The following is a 19,422-nucleotide window of genomic DNA, read 5'->3' as shown; positions in this document are numbered from 1 at the left end:
TAGCTCTTTTCAACGAGCAAATATAAAACTTTAATGGGAAGGTAACCCATTAGTCGTTTTTTTTAATTTTTTTCTATTTTTCAAAATCCCGTTTGCCACTACTGTCAACAATACCAATAGCGCCCCCACATAGAACAGCGGTTTCATTTTTTCACTGTCTCCAAGAAGTACAACTCCCAATATTATCCCATAGACGGGTTCCAGATTGTTTGTCAACATAACAGTATAGGGAGAAATATATTTTAGAATCTTTACGGAAGCGATGAAGGCGTAGGCCGTACAGACCGAAGCCAGTATAAATATATACAACCAATCATTAATGGAAAGTTGAAAAAACTTTTGGTCATAACTGCCAGAAAATATCAAAAAAACAGACAAAAATAGCACACCGCTCCCCAATTCATAAAACGAAATTACCGATGGTCTTTGCTCCTGGGTTAGTTTACCATTTATCAAGGAAAAGGTGGCAGATAACAAGGAGGACACCAATGCCAAGAGTATTCCATTTAGAAAGCCCGTCTCCACTCTAAACATTATATATAGACCCAGCATAACTATTAGTCCAAAGACCACTTCATAACCTACCATTTTACGGCCATACCAAAAAGGCTCCAACAAGGCCGTAAAAAATGCGCCTGTAGACATTGTTGCCAGGGCAATAGATACATTTGAAACTTTAATAGCCATAAAGAAGGTAACCCAATGCAAGGATACCACTATGCCACCTAAAATAAGCATCAATAGTGTTTTGGGAGGTACCCTTAACTGAAATTTTCTAATGAGGATATAGCCTAAAATGATTAGGGAAGCCATTAGCATACGATACCAAACCAAAGGAAGGGCATCTATGGTAATCAACTTGCCAATGACCGCTGTAAAGCCCCAGACAAAAACTATAAAATGTAGATGAAGGTAATTATTGAGCTTAACGTTTGGCATTCTGCAACAAGTAAAATGCGATGGCCCCAAACATAACGTTGGGAATGATCACGGCCCATAGGGGCGAAAATCCAGATTGTTCTGCGAGGGTACCGAAAACCTTGTCAAAAAAGATATATATAAATGCCACTCCTATACCAAAGGCCAGATTTACCCCCATACCTCCACGTCTCTTTACCGAGGACACCGCCACGGCAATAATGGTTAGGATAAAGGCAGCTATCGGCAGGGCCCAGCGCTTATACTTCACCAACACATAACTATTTATATTGGAAGCGCCTTTTTTTCTTTGTGCCGCTATAAATTTGTCCAGCTCAAACATATTCTTGGTTTCGGCTATATAGGAAACCGGAGTAAGGTCGTCTATCTTAAAATCGAAAATAGTATCCAATCTACGCTTTGTTTCCACAATCTCCTTATCGTTTACCAATTTTCTCTTTTCGTAGGAGGTAAGTCGATAAACCGTATCTTTTTCTATCCATCGGATGTTGGCTGCGGATATCTTAAAATCCAAGGTGTTCTGTTCGTTAAAACGCTCCATGGTGAAGTTATACCCTATCTGCCTGGCAGGGTCAAAACTGCTGACATAGATATAATCACTTTCGTTCAGTTGGTTAAAAATATTGGTAGTTACCCTATCCTGTTTACCTTTCTTTAAATACTTAAATTTGAATTCATTGTATCCCACACTTGCCGGGGGAACAATAAACATATTCATAAAAAACATCATTAAAGCTATGATTGATGCCCCGATCAGATATGGTCGCAAAAAACGTCCATAGGAAACCCCCGAACTTAAAATTGCCACAATTTCAGTGTTGTTAGCCAATTTGGAGGTAAAGAAGATTACGGACAGAAAAAGGAAAATGGGGAACAGCAGGTTTCCTATTACCAAAGTAAAATTCCAGTAATACATGACAATTTCAGAAAGAGGAACCTCATTATCGATCATTTTTCCGATCTGCTCTGCCAAATTTGCCATTATCCCAATAGGGATAAACAGCAACAACATCACAAAGAAGGTTGCCAGATATCTCTTTAAAATATATTTGTCAATTATGCTCAGCACCTAGAGTCTTTTATCCATTTGTTTTACCATTACAGATTTCCATTCATAGAAATCCCCTGCTAAAATATGTCTTCTTGCCTCACGAACCAACCACAAATAAAATCCTAAATTGTGAATGGTAGCGATTTGTTTTCCCAAATACTCGTTCGCCGCGAACAAATGCCTTAGGTAGGCCTTGGAATATTCATGGTCTACAAAGGTAGTCCCCATCTCGTCTAAAGGGGAAAAATCGTCTTCCCACTTCTTATTTTTTATATTGATAGTGCCATGTGCCGTAAACAGCATACCATTTCTAGCATTTCTGGTCGGCATAACACAATCGAACATATCTATCCCCAAGGCAATATTCTCCAAAATATTGATCGGGGTACCCACTCCCATTAAATATCTGGGTTTATCCTCTGGCAGTATTTCACAGACTACCTCTGTCATGGAATACATTTCCTCGGCTGGCTCGCCCACTGAAAGTCCGCCAATGGCGTTACCCTCTGCTCCTACCCCAGCAATATATTCGGCCGATTGCCTCCTAAGGTCCTTATAGGTAGACCCTTGGACAATTGGAAAAAAGGTTTGTTCATAATCATAGGCAAAAGGAGTTTTTTCCAAATGCTTTATACAGCGCTCCAACCACCTATGGGTCATGTGCATGGATCTTTTCGCGTAATTATAATCGCATGGATACGGAGTACATTCATCAAATGCCATAATAATGTCTGCTCCTATGACACGTTGAATCTCCATAACATTCTCCGGGGTAAACACATGGTAGGAACCATCAATATGGGATTTAAACTTAACCCCTTCTTCCTTTATCTTTCTGTTATCCGACAAGGAGTAGACCTGATAACCACCACTATCCGTTAAGATATTGCGGTCCCAATTCATAAATTTATGAAGTCCTCCAGCCTGTTTCAGTATTTCGGTTTTAGGCCTTAAATACAAATGGTATGTATTCCCTAAAATAATGTCAGGATTTATCTCCTCCTTCAATTCCCTTTGGTGCACCCCCTTTACGGAAGCTACCGTACCTACAGGCATAAAAATGGGGGTTTCTATCTTGCCGTGGTCCGTAATAAGCTCGGCCGCCCTAGCCTTTGTCCTTGTGTCCGAATGTTGTAAGGTAAATTTCAAAAAAAATCTATTTAAAGCCGCAAATATAGTCAACTCGGAGCCATTAAAACCTTAACAAAAAAATAAAGTTCTGTTATGGTCCATTATAGTTGATAAAATATTATAATTCCTGCTTGTGTACCCAAAAGATTGCCATTACTTTTGAAAAGTTTAAAAAATATAGATAAAATGCCAAAACTTCAAGAATTACAAGATTTGACCGTTCAAGTTCGCAGGGACATTCTAAGAATGGTTCATAAGGTAAACTCTGGACATCCAGGAGGTTCCTTGGGATGTACAGAATTTTTCGTTGCCCTTTACAATGAAATCATGGAGCTTAAGGATGAATTTGATATGGACGGTAAAGGTGAAGATCTTTTCTTTTTGTCCAATGGTCACATATCCCCTGTTTTCTACAGTGTTCTGGCAAGAAAAGGCTACTTTCCAGTTGATGAATTAAATACCTTTAGATTAATAGATTCGCGTCTACAAGGCCACCCTACCACTCATGAAGGTTTGCCAGGTGTACGTATAGCCTCAGGTTCGTTGGGACAGGGCATGTCCGTGGCCTTGGGTGCGGCACAGGCCAAAAAACTCAACAAAGACTCCAAACTGGTCTATACCCTACACGGTGACGGCGAGTTACAGGAAGGTCAGAACTGGGAGGCCATTATGTATGCCGCTGGTAAGAAAGTAGACAATATTATTGCGACCATTGATTATAATGGCCAACAGATAGACGGAGCTACGGACGACGTACTTCCAATGGGAGACCTAAAGAAGAAATTTGAAGCCTTTGGATGGGATGTTCTGGACATTAAGGAAGGAAACGATCTGGAAGCTATTCTAAAAGGAATGAAAGAAGCAAAGAGTAGAACCGGAAAAGGAAAACCGGTATGCGTACTGCTGCATACTATAATGGGACATGGGGTAGATTTTATGATGTACACCCACGCATGGCACGGCAAGGCGCCCAATGACGAACAATTGGCAACCGCTTTGGCGCAGAACCCAGAAACTTTAGGAGATTACTAATCCACAACCTTTTCCAAAAAAATTAAAGAAAATACAGATGAAAAAATATATAGATCAAGGTAAAAATGACACAAGAAGTGGTTTTGGTGCGGGACTAGCCGAATTGGGCCGGACCAACCCCAATGTAGTTGCTTTGTGCGCGGATTTGGTAGGATCCCTTAAGATGGAGAAGTTTATAGAGGAAAATCCCGAACGTTTCTTCCAAATAGGTATCGCCGAAGCCAATATGATGGGAATTGCCGCCGGACTTACCATAGGCGGGAAAATTCCTTTTACCGGAACTTTTGCCAACTTTTCCACTGGACGTGTCTATGATCAAATTAGACAATCTATTGCCTATTCCGATAAGAATGTAAAAATCTGTGCTTCCCACGCTGGGGTTACCCTTGGTGAAGACGGTGCTACACACCAAATATTGGAAGATTTGGGATTGATGAAGATGTTGCCTGGAATGACTGTCATCAACACCTGTGACTACAACCAGACAAAGGCTGCCACCATTGCAATAGCAGAACATCACGGTCCTGTTTACCTAAGGTTTGGACGGCCAAAAGTGGCCAACTTTACCCCAGTAGACCAAAAATTTGAAATAGGAAAAGCCGTCATGCTCAACGAGGGAACGGACGTTACCATTGTGGCCACAGGGCACTTGGTTTGGGAAGCACTGATAGCTGCTGAAAATCTAGAAAAACAAGGCATATCCGCCGAAGTCATCAACATACACACTATTAAGCCTCTTGACGGGGAAGCTGTGTTAAAATCTGTTAAAAAAACAGGTTGCATAGTTACTGCGGAAGAACATAATTATTTAGGTGGACTTGGTGAAAGTATCTCCGGATTCCTCGCTACCACGCACCCTACACCGCAAGAGTTTGTTGCAACCAAAGATACTTTTGGAGAAAGTGGCACTCCTGAACAATTAATGGATAAATACGGATTAAACAATAAAGCTATAGAGAACGCCGTTGTGAGTGTGTTAAAAAGAAAATAATCAATTCCCTTTTAGGGAGATGAGGATTCTTAACATGGAAAACGGCGAAAACTATGGAACAGAACTCAACTAAACTGCTAGAACTACCTATCAGCAATAAAGGTAGAATTTAGCGGTTTTTTTGTGCCATTACCCCGCCTTTTCGTGTCAAGATAATTTCTTTTTAGGTTAAACAATTAAAAAAGTTGTGCCTAAAATTGCACAATGTATTCTAATTTTAAAAGAACACAGTATGATGAAGAAAACAGTTTTATTAGCAGCTATCGCATTAATGGGTATAACTGCACATGCACAAAAAGGATCAGGGTTCGGAATCAAGGGCGGACTTAACTACGGCGCCAATGGTGATTATTTTGAATCCGCAGAAAACGCCTACAAAGATCCCAAGGGAAATGTGGGATACCACATTGGAGTTTTTGGCATTATCGGGGACAAAATTTACCTTAGACCCGAATTGGTCTATACCAAAACAAAATCGGACTATGAAAACAATAGTCTGGCTATGAGTAAATTGGATGCTCCAGTATTGCTAGGTGTTAACTTAATTGGACCGTTAAACCTTTTTGCAGGGCCTGCTTTCCAATATATTTTGGACACCGATTATGATGGTATTACGATAGGGGATGTAGAAAATGATTTTACCGTAGGACTAAATATAGGTGCCGGACTGTCCTTTGGGAAGTTTGGAATAGACCTAAGATACGAAAGAGGTTTTAGCGAGAATGAGGTAACCGTAATCGAAGGACCATTTATCAATGACCGTATAGACACTAGACCAGACCAATTAATTTTGAGTGTGGCCTTGAAACTTTAAAAAAAATGAACTTATAATAAAAAATGCCCCCGCAGTTGCAGGGGCATTTTTTATTATTTAGTGAACCAATATGGTCAACTTCAAATATTTTTATCCAAATAATCGGGAATACCATCGTTATTGGAGTCTCCCAATTCGTCCTCGGTAAGGATACCATCACCGTCGTCATCGGTATCCAAATAATTGGGAAGGCCATCTTCATCGGTATCATCGTTATAGAGATTACCGTCACCATCCAAATCTTCCAGAATGGTATCCACACCATCCCTATCGTGATCGGCAGTATTGGTTGCCAATAGGTTTACTTCAAACATTAATGGTGCATAGCTTGCCCCAGGTGCGCTTCCACTGAAATAAGCAATCCCTGAGGGCATAAAAATAAGACCTACCCCGCTTCCAGTTACGCTAAAGGTACCGTCGCCATTTTCAATTATATCTCCACCCGACTTAAATTTGGGCATTCCTTCCTTAAATCCTTTTATGACCCCAGAATTACCTGAAACTCCGGAACCCTGCATATCGAACCAAACCGGAGAACCCAGTCTACTATCAAAAATAGTTCCGTCCAATCGCATACCCTGATATTTCAAATATACAGAATCTACGGGCGTAGGATTCTCACCTACTCCTTCCCTAGCAACTATATAATACAAGGTATGTGGAATATCAACTTCTTCCGCATCCAATCCCAAATCACTGGAAGAAACGTTTATGACCTGTGTAAGGGCATCTTCGAACAAGGATCTTTTATCGGCATTGGAACCGGCTATGGTATCGATCCTGATCCTTAAGTCAAAACCTTCATCAATTGGTTCCTCAAAATCTTCATAGTTATAAAAATGCGTCTTTAAATAAGCCTGAATTTCAGCATCATTTTCAACAATAACCTCACTTAGCAGTCTTGGGGGTATCACCTCAAAATCATCCCCATCGTCCTTTTTACAAGACCAGATAGTCAAAAAAATTAAAGCAAGTAAAAGAAATCTCTTTATATTCATCAGTTTATTTTTATTGTCTTTTAATTACGGAATGCCACCTAGGATTATAATAATAACCAATTAGGATTCATTGATTTCTTAATTAAAGGGCGCAAGATACAATTTTCAACTATTTTTGTAGAGGACGTTAACAAAGATTTTCAATAGTTTATGCGAATTGACAAATACCTATGGAGCACCCGTTATTATAAAACGCGAAACATAGCTACGGAGGCTTGTAAAAAGGGGCATATAAGAATCAATGAACAGGTAGTAAAACCATCGAGGGAAGTATACCCCATGGATAAAGTTGTGGTAAGGAAAAACCAGATCAATTATGAATTTACGGTATTGGATATTCCAGAAAGCAGGGTAGGCGCTAAATTAGTGGATATCTACCGCAAGGATACTACTCCCAAGGAAGCCTTTGAGCACAATGAGCTGTTAAAGTTCTCCAAGGATTATTATCGAAAAAAAGGTACTGGAAGACCTACAAAAAAAGACCGAAGGGATATAGACGGTTACTTGGATGAAGAAGCTGAATAAAGAATTTTGGGAACAAAAGTATGAGACTGGGGACATGGGATGGGACATAGGCTACATTTCCACCCCTCTAAAAGAATATATAGACCAGCTTACGGATAAGAACTTAAAAATTCTAATACCAGGTGCTGGCAATGCTTACGAGCTCATGTATTTGGTTGAGAAGGGATTTTCCAATGTTTTTGTCATTGACATTGCCAAACAGCCGTTGGAAAACATAAAAAAAAGAATTCCAAATTTTCCAGAGCATCAACTCCTGGAAGGCAATTTTTTTGATCTGGCATTGAATAATTTTGATTTGATCCTGGAACAAACTTTTTTTTGCGCCCTCGACCCCAGTTTTAGGACGGACTATGTAAAGAAAATAAAGCAACTGCTGAAACCCAATGGAAAACTTGCAGGGCTGCTGTTTAATTTCCCCTTATCCGAATCCGGACCGCCCTTTGGAGGTAGCATTACCGAATACAAGAACCTATTTCAAGGGCAATTTAAGATCAAGACTCTGGAAACCGCATACAATTCCATAAAACCGAGAGCGGATAAGGAACTCTTTTTTATATTTGAATCTAAATAAAAATGACTATGTCCAATAGAATTCTATCACATGTGCAGATACAGCATAAGATAAAGCGCATTGCTTACCAGATTTATGAAACCAATGTTGATGAACCGGAAATTATCATTGCCGGAATTGAAGGAGGAGGATTAAACTTTGCCAAAAAGATCCAGGCCGTACTGCAAAAGATTACCGAGGCCAACATTATTCTGTGCAAAGTAATCATGGACAAGTCCAATCCTTTGGCCAGTGGCGTAAAGACTTCCATTCCAGAATCGGAATATGCCAATAAATCCGTTGTCCTGGTAGACGACGTTCTCAATTCAGGTACAACCTTGATATACGGAGTACATCATTTTTTACGCGTCCCATTAAAACAACTTAAAACTGCTGTATTGGTGAATAGGAATCACAAGAAATATCCGGTTAAGGCAGATTATAAGGGAATATCCCTGTCCACATCGCTTCAAGAACACATCAATGTTGAATTTAAGGCCAAGAACGATTCGGTATATCTAAGCGAGTAATCCCTGTATTTCAGAAACCAAAGCCTCTGGGTCCTTATTATCGCACTCAATAATATGATTCGCCTTAAGGTAAAAATTATTGCGCTCAAACAAATGCTTTCCAATAAACTCGGGCAGATCCCCATCATCTATATTTTTGATCAAGGGTCTATGTTCTTTTTCCAATATTAACCTTTTCACTAGCCCTGGGATAGAAATTTTCAGGTAGAAAACATAATCGGCCAACTCCAACATAGTATCCATATTTCCAGAATAACACGGAGTTCCACCACCGGTTGACAGTATAAAGTTGTTTTTTTGGGATAAAACATCATTTAAATATTCATGCTCCTTTTTCCTAAAAAAAATTTCGCCCTTGCCATTAAAGATATTGGAAATGGAATCTTCCAGCCTTTCCTCAATGACTTCATCAAGATCTAAAAAACTAATTTTCAATTTCTTAGCCAACAATTTTCCTATGGTGGTCTTACCGCTTCCCATATACCCTACGAATACTATTTTCACGCTGTAATTTTTTGTAAAATTGGTCTAATTTAGTGGTAATTCAAAAAAAAATAAAAAATTCTCAAAAAGGCCTTGCAAAACAAACAAATGGTTTTATATTTGCACCCGCAAACAGCAATAGTTTGCAACTCATTTTGACCTGGTAGCTCAGTTGGTAGAGCATCTCCCTTTTAAGGAGAGGGTCCTGGGTTCGAGCCCCAGCCCGGTCACAAAAAAGTTAAGTCTCGTACTTAACTTTTTTTGTTTAAAATAGTTTCTAATTACTTAAATTTAGGGACTATTAAAAAACAGAAAAAGTCCATTCCAGGACTATTATGCCCACGTGGTGAAATTGGTAGACACGCCACCTTGAGGGGGTGGTGTTCGCAAGGACGTGCTAGTTCGAATCTAGTCGTGGGCACCAAAAACCGCTTACTTCTTAAATGAGGTTGGCGGTTTTTTTTTATTCCCTTACCCTACTCTGGGCTTAGTCAATACATCCGACAAGGAAATTTAAATACGTAGTCAATTACAAAAATTGCCTTACATATCTAGAAAATAAGCCTTATTTTCATAATATGGCATTTAGCAGTCTTATAGTGCTACAAATTATACATAAATACCTATGGACAAAAGAGTTATTATCATCGGATCTGGTTTTGCATCCCTTTCCGCATCCTGCTACTTGGCAAAACAGGGATACGATGTGTCTATTTACGAAAAGAACAAGACCGTAGGAGGCCGAGCAAGGCAATTTATCCGGGATGGTTTTACTTTTGATATGGGACCAAGTTGGTATTGGATGCCGGATATATTTGAACGTTTTTTTAAGGATTTTGGAAAAAAAACATCGGAATACTATCAACTGAATAAGTTGGATCCCGCCTATAATATTTACTTTTCAGACGATGTCATTACCATAGGAGATAGTATGGACAAAATTTGCGAAGAATTTGAACGAATTGAAGAAGGGAGTGCAGAACCATTACGCAAATTCATTAAAAAAGCACAGGACAATTATGAAATCGCCATACACAAGATAGTACTTCGCCCAGGCCTTTCCCCTTTGGAATTGGTTAGTAAAGATACCATTGTACGCTTGGACCAGTTCTTTAAATCTATAAGTGACGAGGTCCGTAAACGTTTTAAAAACCCAAAACTAATTTCTACCCTAGAGTTTCCTGTTCTCTTCCTAGGGGCCAAACCCAGCAAAACCCCTTCCTTTTATAGTTTTATGAATTTTGCCGATTTTGGACTGGGCACTTGGCATCCCAAAGGCGGAATGTACCAGGTAATTAGAGCCATGGAGCATTTGGCCTTGGAATTGGGAGTCAAAATTTATACCGATGAAACCGTAACAAAGATAGAAGTAGCCAAGGGTAGGGCCACCGGCATTAAAGTCAATGGAAACAGTATTAAAGCAGATGTAGTACTTAGTGGCGCCGATTACCACCATTCGGAAACGCTGTTGGACCCACAATTTCGTCAATACTCCGAAGCTTACTGGAAGAAAAAGACCTTTGCCCCGTCATCCTTATTATTTTATGTGGGGTTTAATAAAAAGTTACAAAACGTATCCCATCATAACTTATTTTTCGACACCAGCTTTGAGCAACACGCCCAAGAAATATATGACGACCCCAAATGGCCGGAAGCACCACTCTTCTATGCCAACTTTCCGTCCATTACGGATTCCACCATGGCTCCTATAGGTTGTGAAACAGGCTTTTTCCTAATTCCCATTGCCCCAGGTTTAGAGGACACCCAAGAACTACGAAATAAGTATTTTGATATTATTTTAAACAGGTTTCAAAAACTTACCGGTCAACAAGTAAAAAGCAGCATCCTTTTTAAGGAAGACTTTTGTGTAAACGATTTTATAGACCAGTACAATTCCTATAAGGGAAATGCCTATGGTATGGCCAATACCCTTTTGCAAACAGCCTTTCTTAGACCCAAATTACACAGCAAAAAAGTAGATAATCTATTTTTTACCGGGCAGCTCACCGTTCCCGGCCCTGGTGTACCACCGGCCCTTATTTCCGGAAAATTGGTTTCAGAACTTATTGTTAAACATCAAAAAACATAATTATGAAGTCAATTTTTGATGCTGTTTCCCAAGAGTGCAGTAAGCTCGTTACCCATAATTACAGCACCTCCTTTTCCTTGGCCACGAAAATGTTGGCTCCTTCCATAAGAGGGGATATATATAATATTTATGGCTTTGTCCGGTTTGCCGATGAAATTGTAGACAGTTTTCACGATTATGATAAGTTGTTTTTATTGAATAAATTTGAGGAGGATTTGAAGGATGCACTGGAACACAAAATAAGTCTTAACCCCATTCTAAATTCCTTTCAACATACCTTCCACAAATACAACATTCCACTGCATTTGGTAACCTCATTCCTGAAGAGTATGCGGATGGACTTGAAAAAAGGGATTTGTCTTACGGATAGCCAGTACAAGGAATATATCTATGGCTCCGCCGATGTTGTTGGTTTAATGTGCCTAATGGTATTTGTAAAGGGAGACAAAATAGAGTACGAAAAACTAAAACTCTCCGCTATGGCCCTTGGATCTGCTTTTCAAAAGGTGAATTTTTTAAGGGATTTGAAAACAGATTTTGAAGAGTTGAACAGAACTTATTTCCCTAACACCAATCTTCAAAATCTTACAGAGGAAGAAAAAAACAAAATAGTGGATGAAATAAAAGCCGATTTTAAATTGGGATATTCTGGAATAGTTCACTTGCCACGTGAAGCTAAATTTGGAGTTTATACGGCATATAGGTATTATTTTAAGTTGTTGAAAAAATTGCAGGAGACGCCTTCAACTAAGATCATACGTACTAGAATACGGGTTTCCAATCCACAAAAAATTGGATTATTGGTCAATTCGTACATTAATTATAAATTAAAACTGGTTTAGAATGAAAATGTTGATATGGATTTTAATTTTCTTGGCTACTTTTTCCTTTATGGAATTTATGGCATGGTTTACCCATAAATATATCATGCATGGTTTCTTATGGTCCCTGCACAGGGATCACCATAAAAAGGACCACGATTCATGGTTTGAAAGGAACGATGCATTTTTTTTGTTCTATGCAGCAGTTAGCATGACTTTCTTTTGGCTAGGTTCCCAAACCGACTTTTGGTACGGTTGGCCCTTAGGCTTTGGCATTTTGGCATATGGAGCCGCTTATTTCCTAGTCCATGATATTTTTATTCACCAAAGATTTAAATTGTTCAGAAATGCAAATAATTGGTATGCCAAAGGGGTAAGAAGAGCACACAAAATGCATCATAAACATTTGGGAAAAGAGGATGGGGAATGCTTTGGGATGTTAATGGTCCCTTTTAAGTATTTCCAAAAAAAAGAAAAATAGAATAGGAACTTCCTCCGCTTACTGGCTTAACAAATCATCTATAAGAGCTCTCGTTTTGTTACTGTTCCAATCGGCCGCACCAGTTTCTGCTACTACAATTTCACCTTTACTATTTATGATGTAGGTGGTTGGAAGGAGTTTGGATTTAAGTGTTTCAGGTGTTTCGGACACAGGATAGTAAACGGGGAGATTCAGATTCTTTCTTTTTAAAAAGTTCTCCACTTTTTGACGGTCATCGGAAGTTACGAACATAAACGTCACCTTATCTCCATAATCATCGTAGAGTTTTTGCATACTAGGCATTTCCGCTACACATGGAGGGCACCAAGTAGCCCAAAAATTCACAAGGATTACTTTTCCCCTTTGAGCTTCAAAATCGAATGGCCTATTTTCCAAATCGGTCAATTTCCATTGATAGGAATCCAAAGGAACCTGCATCCCCTCCTTTACCATCGCAGCACTAGTGGATAACAATTTACTGGCAAAAACCTTAATTCTAAAACCTACCGGTGTAGAAACCAGTACAAGAACAGCAAGAATAAAAACACCGTTAACAATCCACTTCTTGTTGGGTACCATATTATATCTATTTGGCAATAAGATCGTCCAAAATGGCCTTTACCTTATCATTGTCCCAATCCGCAACCCCTTCTTTGCTAATCACTATCCTTCCCTCTTTATCCAACAAATAGGATCGAGGTGGTTTAGAACCATCCACAGGCATAGGATCGCCCACTATGGAATAGGTTACCGGAAAGGTAAAGCCATGCTCCTCCATAAATTTCTCTACGGGTTCCCTTTCCTCATTGGTAATAATATAGAAATCTATCTTACCCTTATAATCGTCATATAACTTTTGGATACTTTCCACTTCGGCCTCACTGGGAATATTCCAAGACCTCCAAAAATTAATAAATACCACACGACCTTTTGACTTTTTAAAATTGAAAAAATTCCAATTGGCATCCTTTAGCTTCCAATCGTAATCCTTAATCTGTCCCCTATTGATTTCTTTGGTTACTTCCGGCGAAAAGGAGAACCATTTGTTTAACAAAACCTTGCTATAATCGCCCAAAGGCGTTACAAAAAAAGATAGAATTAATGCCATTAAGGCGATGTTCAAAACAGTTTTCTTACGAATTTTCATTTAATTTATCCTTTTGTCAAAACTAAAAAACTCCCGATGATTATCAGGAGTTTTTATAAAGTATTTACAGCACAATATTAAGCCGCGTTCTCCCTTTTTATAACGTTAAGGGCAGAACCTTCATTAAACCATTCAATCTGCGATTGGTTATAGGTATGGTTCAATTTAATGGTGTCTTTGGTACCATCTTTATGCACCAACTCCAAGGTAATTTGCTTGTCTGGAGCAAAATCCTTTATATCGATAAAGTTGAAGGTATCATCCTCTTGAATTAAGTCATAATCATTTTCATTGGCAAAGGTGAGCCCCAACATACCTTGCTTCTTAAGGTTGGTTTCATGGATACGAGCAAAAGACTTAACGATTACCACTGCAACACCCAAATGTCTTGGCTGCATGGCAGCATGTTCACGTGAAGAACCTTCCCCATAGTTATGATCTCCCACAACTACTGTTTTTATTCCAGCAGCTTTGTACGCCCTTTGTGCATCAGGAACACCTACATATTCACCAGTAAGCTGATTCTTTACAAAATTTGTCTTTTTATTGAAGGCATTTACCGCTCCAATCAAGGTATTGTTGGCAATATTGTCCAAATGACCTCTAAAGCGCAACCAAGGACCCGCCATGGAAATGTGGTCTGTAGTACATTTTCCAAAAGCTTTGATCAATAATTTAGCTCCTTGAAGACTTTCTGGTTTTATAGGAGTAAATGGATCCAATAATTGCAAACGCTCAGATTTGGGATCTACCTTTACCTGAACACCAGAGCCATCTTCCATAGGTGCCAAATAACCTGCATCTTCTACTTCAAACCCTTTTGGAGGCAATTCAATTCCCAACGGCTCGTCCAATTTAACTTCTTGTCCGTCCTCATTGATCAACGTATCGTTCATTGGATCAAAATCCAATCTACCCGAAATTGCTATAGCAGCCACCATTTCTGGGGATCCAACAAAAGCGTGGGTATTTGGATTTCCATCCGCCCTCTTGGAAAAGTTACGGTTAAAGGAATGTACTATGGTATTCTTCTCGTCACCTTTTAGATCACTACGATCCCATTGTCCTATACATGGACCACAGGCATTGGTAAATACTGTTGCTCCCAAATTTTCGAATATCTGCAACAAACCATCACGTTCAGCTGTATATCTAATTTGCTCAGATCCTGGGTTGATACCAAAATCGGATTTTGGTTTTATCTTTTTATCAACAGCCTGCTTCGCAATTGAGGCAGCCCTGGTCAAATCCTCATAAGAAGAATTGGTACAAGACCCTATTAGACCCCAATCCACTTTTAAAGGCCATCCATTAGCTTTCGCCTTTTCTCCCAACTGTCCTACCGGAGTAGCTAAATCTGGGGTGAACGGACCATTAAGATGTGGCTTAAGTGTGTCCAAATCTATTTCTATAATTTCATCAAAATATTTTTCTGGATTGGCATATACCTCAGGATCTGCCGTTAAGTAATCCTTAACCGCGTTTGCTGCATCGGCAACATCATTTCTATCGGTAGCCCTTAAATATCTTTCCATAGAGGCATCATAACCAAAAGTAGAAGTGGTAGCCCCCACTTCGGCACCCATGTTACATATGGTTCCCTTACCAGTACAGGAAAGGTTTTTGGCTCCTTCACCAAAATATTCTATGATGGCCCCAGTACCACCTTTTACAGTTAGTATTCCTGCCACTTTTAGAATAACATCCTTGGCAGATGTCCAGCCAGAGATATTACCTGTTAATTTTACTCCTATCAATTTTGGAAACTTAAGTTCCCAAGCCATTCCGGCCATTACATCCACAGCATCCGCACCACCAACACCTATGGCAACCATTCCTAGTCCACCGGCATTAACCGTATGGGAGTCGGTTCCTATCATCATTCCTCCTGGAAACGCATAATTTTCAAGTACTACTTGGTGAATAATCCCAGCACCTGGCTTCCAAAAACCAATTCCGTACTTATTGGAAACGGATTCCAAAAAATTAAAGACTTCGGCACTGGAAGTGTTGGCCACTTTCAAATCTGCCACGGCTCCACTTTTTGCCTGAATTAGGTGATCACAATGAACTGTAGTTGGTACAGCTACTTTTGGTTTTCCAGCCTGCATAAATTGCAACAATGCCATTTGCGCAGTAGCATCTTGACAAGCGATTCGATCCGGTGCAAAATCAACATAGTCCTTACCTCTTTTAAACGCCTTGGTTGGCGTACCGTCCCATAAGTGGGAATACAAAATTTTCTCTGAAAGGGTTAAAGGTTTTCCAACAATTTCACGTGCCTTATCAACACGCTCGGACATGTTGGCATACACCTTTTTAATCATATCAATATCGAATGCCATTATCTATAAAATTTTAGTTTAAGTTATTCTCCAAAATTAAGAAAATACCTTACGTTTATAAAACTTTTAAACTAAGAATACCTCAAGAATACGCCAATTTTATGTAATTATAAAAAAGATTGCCATTATAGGAATGTAAATGCAATAAATTTCATTTTTTTCAGCCTATAAAAATCATGCAGTTGCGGCTTATTTTTTCCCCACTATAAAAGCTTTCCAATAATATCCTCTTCGGAAATTCCTTCGGCTTCCGCCTTATAATTTTTAATAATCCGATGTCTGAGGATTCCCAAGGACACTGCTTTGACATCTTCAATATCCGGAGAAAATTTACCGTTTACAGCCGCATGGGCTTTGGCTCCCAATATTAAATTCTGGGAAGCTCGGGGTCCCGCCCCCCAATCAATAAACTGCTTTACAAATTCAGAAGCATTATCTTGATTGGGTCTGGTACTATTTACCAATTTCACTGCATATTCCACCACATTGTCGGGAACTGGAATTCTACGTACCAAATGCTGAATATCCATTATTTCACTAGGTGTAAACAAAGGGGTTATTTCATGCTTAAAATCGGAAGTTGTTTCCTTTACTACTTTTATTTCCTCCGCAATAGATGGATATTTCAATTCTATGGCAAACATAAAACGATCCAACTGTGCCTCTGGCAATGGATAAGTACCTTCTTGCTCTATTGGGTTCTGGGTAGCCAAAACATAATAGGGAAGATCCAATTTATATTGATTGCCAGCAATGGTCACCGCTCTTTCCTGCATAGCCTCCAATAAGGCCGCTTGGGTTTTGGGAGGGGTACGGTTTATTTCATCGGCCAGAATGATATTGGAAAAAATTGGCCCTTTTATGAACTTGAAGTTTCTATTCTGATCCAACACCTCGCTACCTAGAATATCGCTAGGCATCAGATCTGGGGTAAATTGAATCCTTTTAAAACCCAGTCCCAATGCAGAGGCAATTGTATTTACCATAAGGGTCTTGGCCAAACCGGGAACTCCGATAAGCAAAGAATGCCCCCCTGTATAGATAGAAAGTAATATTTGATCTACTACTTCTTCCTGCCCAATAATGATTTTGGCAATTTCTTGTTTAAGAACCTTATTTTTTTCAACTAGAGCCTTAATTGCAGCTACGTCTGACATGCATTTATTCCTTTACCCAATTATTTGCAAAATCACATTCTTTATTCGCGGAATTAACACTCACATAGGTATCTTCGATATGCTCGTCCATCCATTTTTTAATGGCATTATACTGCTTTTCCCTAAGCGCCAATTCCTGAATCTTTATATAATCCTTCGCAAAATCGGCTACGTGTTCATCATAGCGATTGGTAATTTTCATGATTTTGTACTTGGGTGCGCCTCCCCTGGGGTCATTTTCCAATATTGGCCTAGAAATTTCATTGTCCTTAATATCCCTTACCTGGTTGTAGAGCGATGGCTCCATTTTGGTAAGCTCAAATCTGGAGCTGTAATCCTGTGGGTTTCTTAACAAACCTCCATCAAACTTGGTTTCCTTTTCGTCTGAAAAGTTTAAAGCTGCGGCCGCAAAAGTAAATTTACCGTCCAATACCCCTTGCCTTATGCTATCCAATTCCTGCTTTGCTTTGTCCAATTCCTTTTGGGATATCTCTGGAGTTATAAGAATATGTCTTAGATCCAACTCACGGCCCCTAATTTTTTCAACATATATAATGTGATAACCAAAATCTGTTTCGAACGGATCCGAAATTTCACCTTCCCTCAGGCTAAAAGCCACATCCTTAAATTCCTTTACAAATGGGGTTTCACGCGTCATACTGTAAAATCCACCTTTGGATTTGGATCCAGGATCTTGGGAGTACAAAATAGCTTTCACGCTAAAACTAGCATCATTTTCCTCAATATCTGCCTTGATGCCATTTAGTTTATCTATTACCTTTTGTTTTTCTTCCTCGGAAGCCTTAGGTTGTTTTACGATTTGGGCAATCTCCAATTCCGCTCCAAAAACGGGTCTTTCATCAACTGGAATCTTATTAAAGAACTGCCTAACTTCCTCTGGGGTAATCTCTATTTCCGAAACAATTTTGTTCTGCATTTTTTCAGAAAGCATTCTCAGCTTGTTGATCTTGTACAGTTCTTCACGAAAACTGGCCTCATCATCCTTTTTATAATAATTTAAGACCTTTTCCATAGAGCCGATCTGGGAAACCAATTGTTGCAATTGTCGATCTCCTTGGGCATTTACCTCATCATCCGAAACCAAAATACTGTCCTGAACCGCCTGGTGCGCGTACAAGCGATCTTCCATTAACTTGCCCAAAAGACTGCATCTTGTAACATCGGCAGTGGAAGCCCCCTGACTTTTAAGGTCTATCAAAGTTTTCTCTATATCCGATTCCAAGATTACATAGTCGCCCACTACTGCAGCTATTCCGTCCAATTTTATTTTTTTAAAATTATTGACAGAATCGTTTTTGGAAATCATAGATTCCTCTACAATTACCTCTTGTGGTTCTACCTGGGTGTCAGGAAGAGTTTCTGATTCCTGAGCGCTCATTATCCCTGTCAAAAATAAAATAGAAAGGGTTAAACCTGTTTTAATTACCTTGTTCATAAACTTCAAATTCTTTTTCTTTAATAGCTTCATCCATTACCTCCACTTCCAATTTTTTCATATAATCCAACTTCCTTCTATTTAAAAGCAGTTGCTTAATGGTAGGCTCAATATAAGTAAGGGGCGCAATATCGTTGATTTCCAACATATCGTTTACCTTGCCCAAATATACCCCTAAAGAGTCCTGTAATTCAAAAAATTGTGATTTTTTTAAGTACTTGTCCTGATTTTCAGTGGTTAATGGCGCAATTTCTTCCATAACCCGAAAAGCGCTTACCCAAATAGAATCGTTAAAATTCACCTTTCTAAATTGCACACTTATGGAATCCAAATAGCGCTTATCCGCCTCTTTAAAATTCCTCAATTTATTGGCAACCAAATCCTTATCCAAATATTGCGTAGGCAATTCCACGAACCTCAACTGTATTATGCGTTCCTTTAACTTAAAATTTTCCTTTTCCCGCTCGTAGAACTCAGTGAGCTGGGCCCGGGTAATAGCGGTATCATGGGATTGGAGGACCAATGCCTCCTTGTAGGCGCCTGTGTATAAATCCGTTCTGTAATTGGAAACCAATTGCTCAAAGTATTCCAGCTTCTCCTCGGGAAGATTTATTTTGGCCTTGGAAAGCAAAAGTTGTTTATAAGCCCAATTATTAATATAGTTATTAACCAGGGAAGTGCTGTCCTCCTTGGACATATTGGTCAGAAGCAGCTCTTTTAAATCCTCCTTGTACAAATAAGTTTCCCCTACCCTAGCCACTGGAATTTTGCCTTCCTTCTTATTAAAAAGGGAATCACAGGATATAAATGTGCATAGCAAAACCACACTCATTAAAAATATTGAGATTTTTTCCAGCTTTATTTCACAAAAATCCATTCCGC

The 19,422-nt window shown here is 39.2% G+C and carries 20 protein-coding genes and 2 tRNA genes; 11 read left to right on the top strand and 11 right to left on the bottom strand.

The window, feature by feature from the left end; genetic code table 11:
• Positions 1 to 30 precede the first annotated feature (30 nt).
• The 3 genes from BUA60_RS22050 to tgt are packed head-to-tail and all read right to left on the bottom strand — an operon-like array spanning position 31 to position 3,139.
• Positions 31 to 939, bottom strand: a complete 909-nt coding sequence (locus BUA60_RS22050) for a DMT family transporter (RefSeq protein WP_072865626.1) — start codon at positions 937 to 939, stop codon at positions 31 to 33.
• Positions 926 to 2,005, bottom strand: a complete 1,080-nt coding sequence (locus BUA60_RS22045; RefSeq protein ID WP_072865656.1) for an LptF/LptG family permease — start codon at positions 2,003 to 2,005, stop codon at positions 926 to 928. The genes BUA60_RS22050 and BUA60_RS22045 overlap by 14 nt, the downstream gene beginning before the upstream one ends.
• A gap of 3 nt (positions 2,006 to 2,008) precedes the next feature.
• Positions 2,009 to 3,139: a tRNA guanosine(34) transglycosylase Tgt gene (tgt, locus tag BUA60_RS22040; protein ID WP_072865654.1), complete on the bottom strand. Its 1,131-nt coding sequence runs from the start codon at positions 3,137 to 3,139 to the stop codon at positions 2,009 to 2,011.
• 159 nt (positions 3,140 to 3,298) lie between these two features.
• Between tgt and BUA60_RS22035 the strand changes: the two genes are divergently transcribed.
• The 3 genes from BUA60_RS22035 to BUA60_RS22025 all read left to right on the top strand — a co-directional run bounded on the left by BUA60_RS22035 (position 3,299) and on the right by BUA60_RS22025 (position 5,958).
• Positions 3,299 to 4,153: a transketolase gene (locus BUA60_RS22035; RefSeq protein WP_262483054.1), complete on the top strand. Its 855-nt coding sequence runs from the start codon at positions 3,299 to 3,301 to the stop codon at positions 4,151 to 4,153.
• Positions 4,154 to 4,190: 37 nt separating this feature from the next.
• Positions 4,191 to 5,144: a transketolase family protein gene (locus BUA60_RS22030; protein WP_031444766.1), complete on the top strand. Its 954-nt coding sequence runs from the start codon at positions 4,191 to 4,193 to the stop codon at positions 5,142 to 5,144.
• Positions 5,145 to 5,379: 235 nt separating this feature from the next.
• Positions 5,380 to 5,958 (top strand): outer membrane beta-barrel protein, encoded by a 579-nt coding sequence (locus BUA60_RS22025; RefSeq protein ID WP_072865622.1) that lies wholly within the window; start codon positions 5,380 to 5,382, stop codon positions 5,956 to 5,958.
• Positions 5,959 to 6,038: 80 nt separating this feature from the next.
• On the opposite strand, the gene BUA60_RS22020 is transcribed toward BUA60_RS22025, so the two are convergent.
• On the bottom strand, positions 6,039 to 6,956 hold the full coding sequence (locus BUA60_RS22020) for an FKBP-type peptidyl-prolyl cis-trans isomerase (protein ID WP_072865620.1): 918 nt from the start codon (positions 6,954 to 6,956) through the stop codon (positions 6,039 to 6,041).
• 150 nt (positions 6,957 to 7,106) lie between these two features.
• On the opposite strand from BUA60_RS22020, the gene BUA60_RS22015 reads away from it, so the two are divergent.
• From BUA60_RS22015 to BUA60_RS22005, 3 genes are read left to right on the top strand one after another with little or no spacing between them, the layout of a single operon-like run.
• Entirely contained in the window at positions 7,107 to 7,481 is a 375-nt protein-coding gene (locus BUA60_RS22015; protein WP_072865618.1) for an RNA-binding S4 domain-containing protein, read from the top strand.
• Positions 7,465 to 8,052, top strand: a complete 588-nt coding sequence (locus BUA60_RS22010) for a methyltransferase domain-containing protein (protein ID WP_072865616.1) — start codon at positions 7,465 to 7,467, stop codon at positions 8,050 to 8,052. Before BUA60_RS22015 ends, BUA60_RS22010 begins: the two co-directional genes overlap by 17 nt.
• Positions 8,053 to 8,060: 8 nt before the next feature.
• Positions 8,061 to 8,561, top strand: coding sequence for a phosphoribosyltransferase family protein (locus BUA60_RS22005; protein ID WP_072865652.1), 501 nt, complete (start codon positions 8,061 to 8,063; stop codon positions 8,559 to 8,561).
• On the opposite strand, the gene BUA60_RS22000 is transcribed toward BUA60_RS22005, so the two are convergent.
• On the bottom strand, positions 8,550 to 9,065 hold the full coding sequence (locus BUA60_RS22000; RefSeq protein WP_072865614.1) for a shikimate kinase: 516 nt from the start codon (positions 9,063 to 9,065) through the stop codon (positions 8,550 to 8,552). The genes BUA60_RS22005 and BUA60_RS22000 overlap by 12 nt on opposite strands.
• Positions 9,066 to 9,201: 136 nt before the next feature.
• Here BUA60_RS22000 and BUA60_RS21995 point away from each other — a divergent pair.
• The 5 genes from BUA60_RS21995 (at position 9,202) to BUA60_RS21975 (ending at position 12,435) form a co-directional block, all read left to right on the top strand.
• Positions 9,202 to 9,274 (top strand) — tRNA-Lys (locus BUA60_RS21995).
• A 107-nt stretch (positions 9,275 to 9,381) separates the two neighbouring features.
• Positions 9,382 to 9,468: transfer RNA gene (locus BUA60_RS21990), tRNA-Leu, on the top strand.
• A 201-nt stretch (positions 9,469 to 9,669) separates the two neighbouring features.
• Complete coding sequence (locus BUA60_RS21985; RefSeq protein WP_072865611.1) at positions 9,670 to 11,133, top strand: phytoene desaturase family protein; 1,464 nt, start codon at positions 9,670 to 9,672, stop codon at positions 11,131 to 11,133.
• Between the two features lie 2 nt (positions 11,134 to 11,135).
• Entirely contained in the window at positions 11,136 to 11,975 is an 840-nt protein-coding gene (locus BUA60_RS21980; protein WP_072865609.1) for a phytoene/squalene synthase family protein, read from the top strand.
• A 1-nt stretch (position 11,976) separates the two neighbouring features.
• Positions 11,977 to 12,435 carry a sterol desaturase family protein gene (locus BUA60_RS21975; RefSeq protein WP_072865607.1) on the top strand — a complete coding sequence of 153 codons (459 nt, stop codon included), beginning with the start codon at positions 11,977 to 11,979 and terminating at the stop codon, positions 12,433 to 12,435.
• 18 nt (positions 12,436 to 12,453) lie between these two features.
• Here the strand turns inward: BUA60_RS21975 and BUA60_RS21970 are convergent, their stop codons facing one another.
• The 6 genes from BUA60_RS21970 to BUA60_RS21945 form a co-directional block, all read right to left on the bottom strand.
• A complete protein-coding gene (locus BUA60_RS21970; RefSeq protein ID WP_072865605.1) occupies positions 12,454 to 13,014 on the bottom strand; it encodes a TlpA family protein disulfide reductase in 561 nt (186 codons plus the stop codon).
• 7 nt (positions 13,015 to 13,021) lie between these two features.
• A complete protein-coding gene (locus BUA60_RS21965) occupies positions 13,022 to 13,582 on the bottom strand; it encodes a TlpA family protein disulfide reductase (RefSeq protein WP_072865604.1) in 561 nt (186 codons plus the stop codon).
• A gap of 77 nt (positions 13,583 to 13,659) precedes the next feature.
• Entirely contained in the window at positions 13,660 to 15,927 is a 2,268-nt protein-coding gene (locus BUA60_RS21960; RefSeq protein ID WP_072865602.1) for an aconitate hydratase, read from the bottom strand.
• Positions 15,928 to 16,130: 203 nt separating this feature from the next.
• Positions 16,131 to 17,084, bottom strand: coding sequence for an AAA family ATPase (locus BUA60_RS21955; protein ID WP_072865600.1), 954 nt, complete (start codon positions 17,082 to 17,084; stop codon positions 16,131 to 16,133).
• Between the two features lie 4 nt (positions 17,085 to 17,088).
• Positions 17,089 to 18,540: a peptidylprolyl isomerase gene (locus BUA60_RS21950; protein WP_072865651.1), complete on the bottom strand. Its 1,452-nt coding sequence runs from the start codon at positions 18,538 to 18,540 to the stop codon at positions 17,089 to 17,091.
• Positions 18,524 to 19,417: a peptidylprolyl isomerase gene (locus BUA60_RS21945; protein WP_072865598.1), complete on the bottom strand. Its 894-nt coding sequence runs from the start codon at positions 19,415 to 19,417 to the stop codon at positions 18,524 to 18,526. The genes BUA60_RS21950 and BUA60_RS21945 overlap by 17 nt, the downstream gene beginning before the upstream one ends.
• Positions 19,418 to 19,422 lie beyond the last annotated feature (5 nt).

The sequence above is a fragment of the Arenibacter palladensis genome (assembly GCF_900129275.1).
GTDB lineage: Bacteria > Bacteroidota > Bacteroidia > Flavobacteriales > Flavobacteriaceae > Arenibacter > Arenibacter palladensis.
Note: the sequence above shows the minus strand (reverse complement) of the source record. Positions and strands in the feature narration are given on the sequence as shown.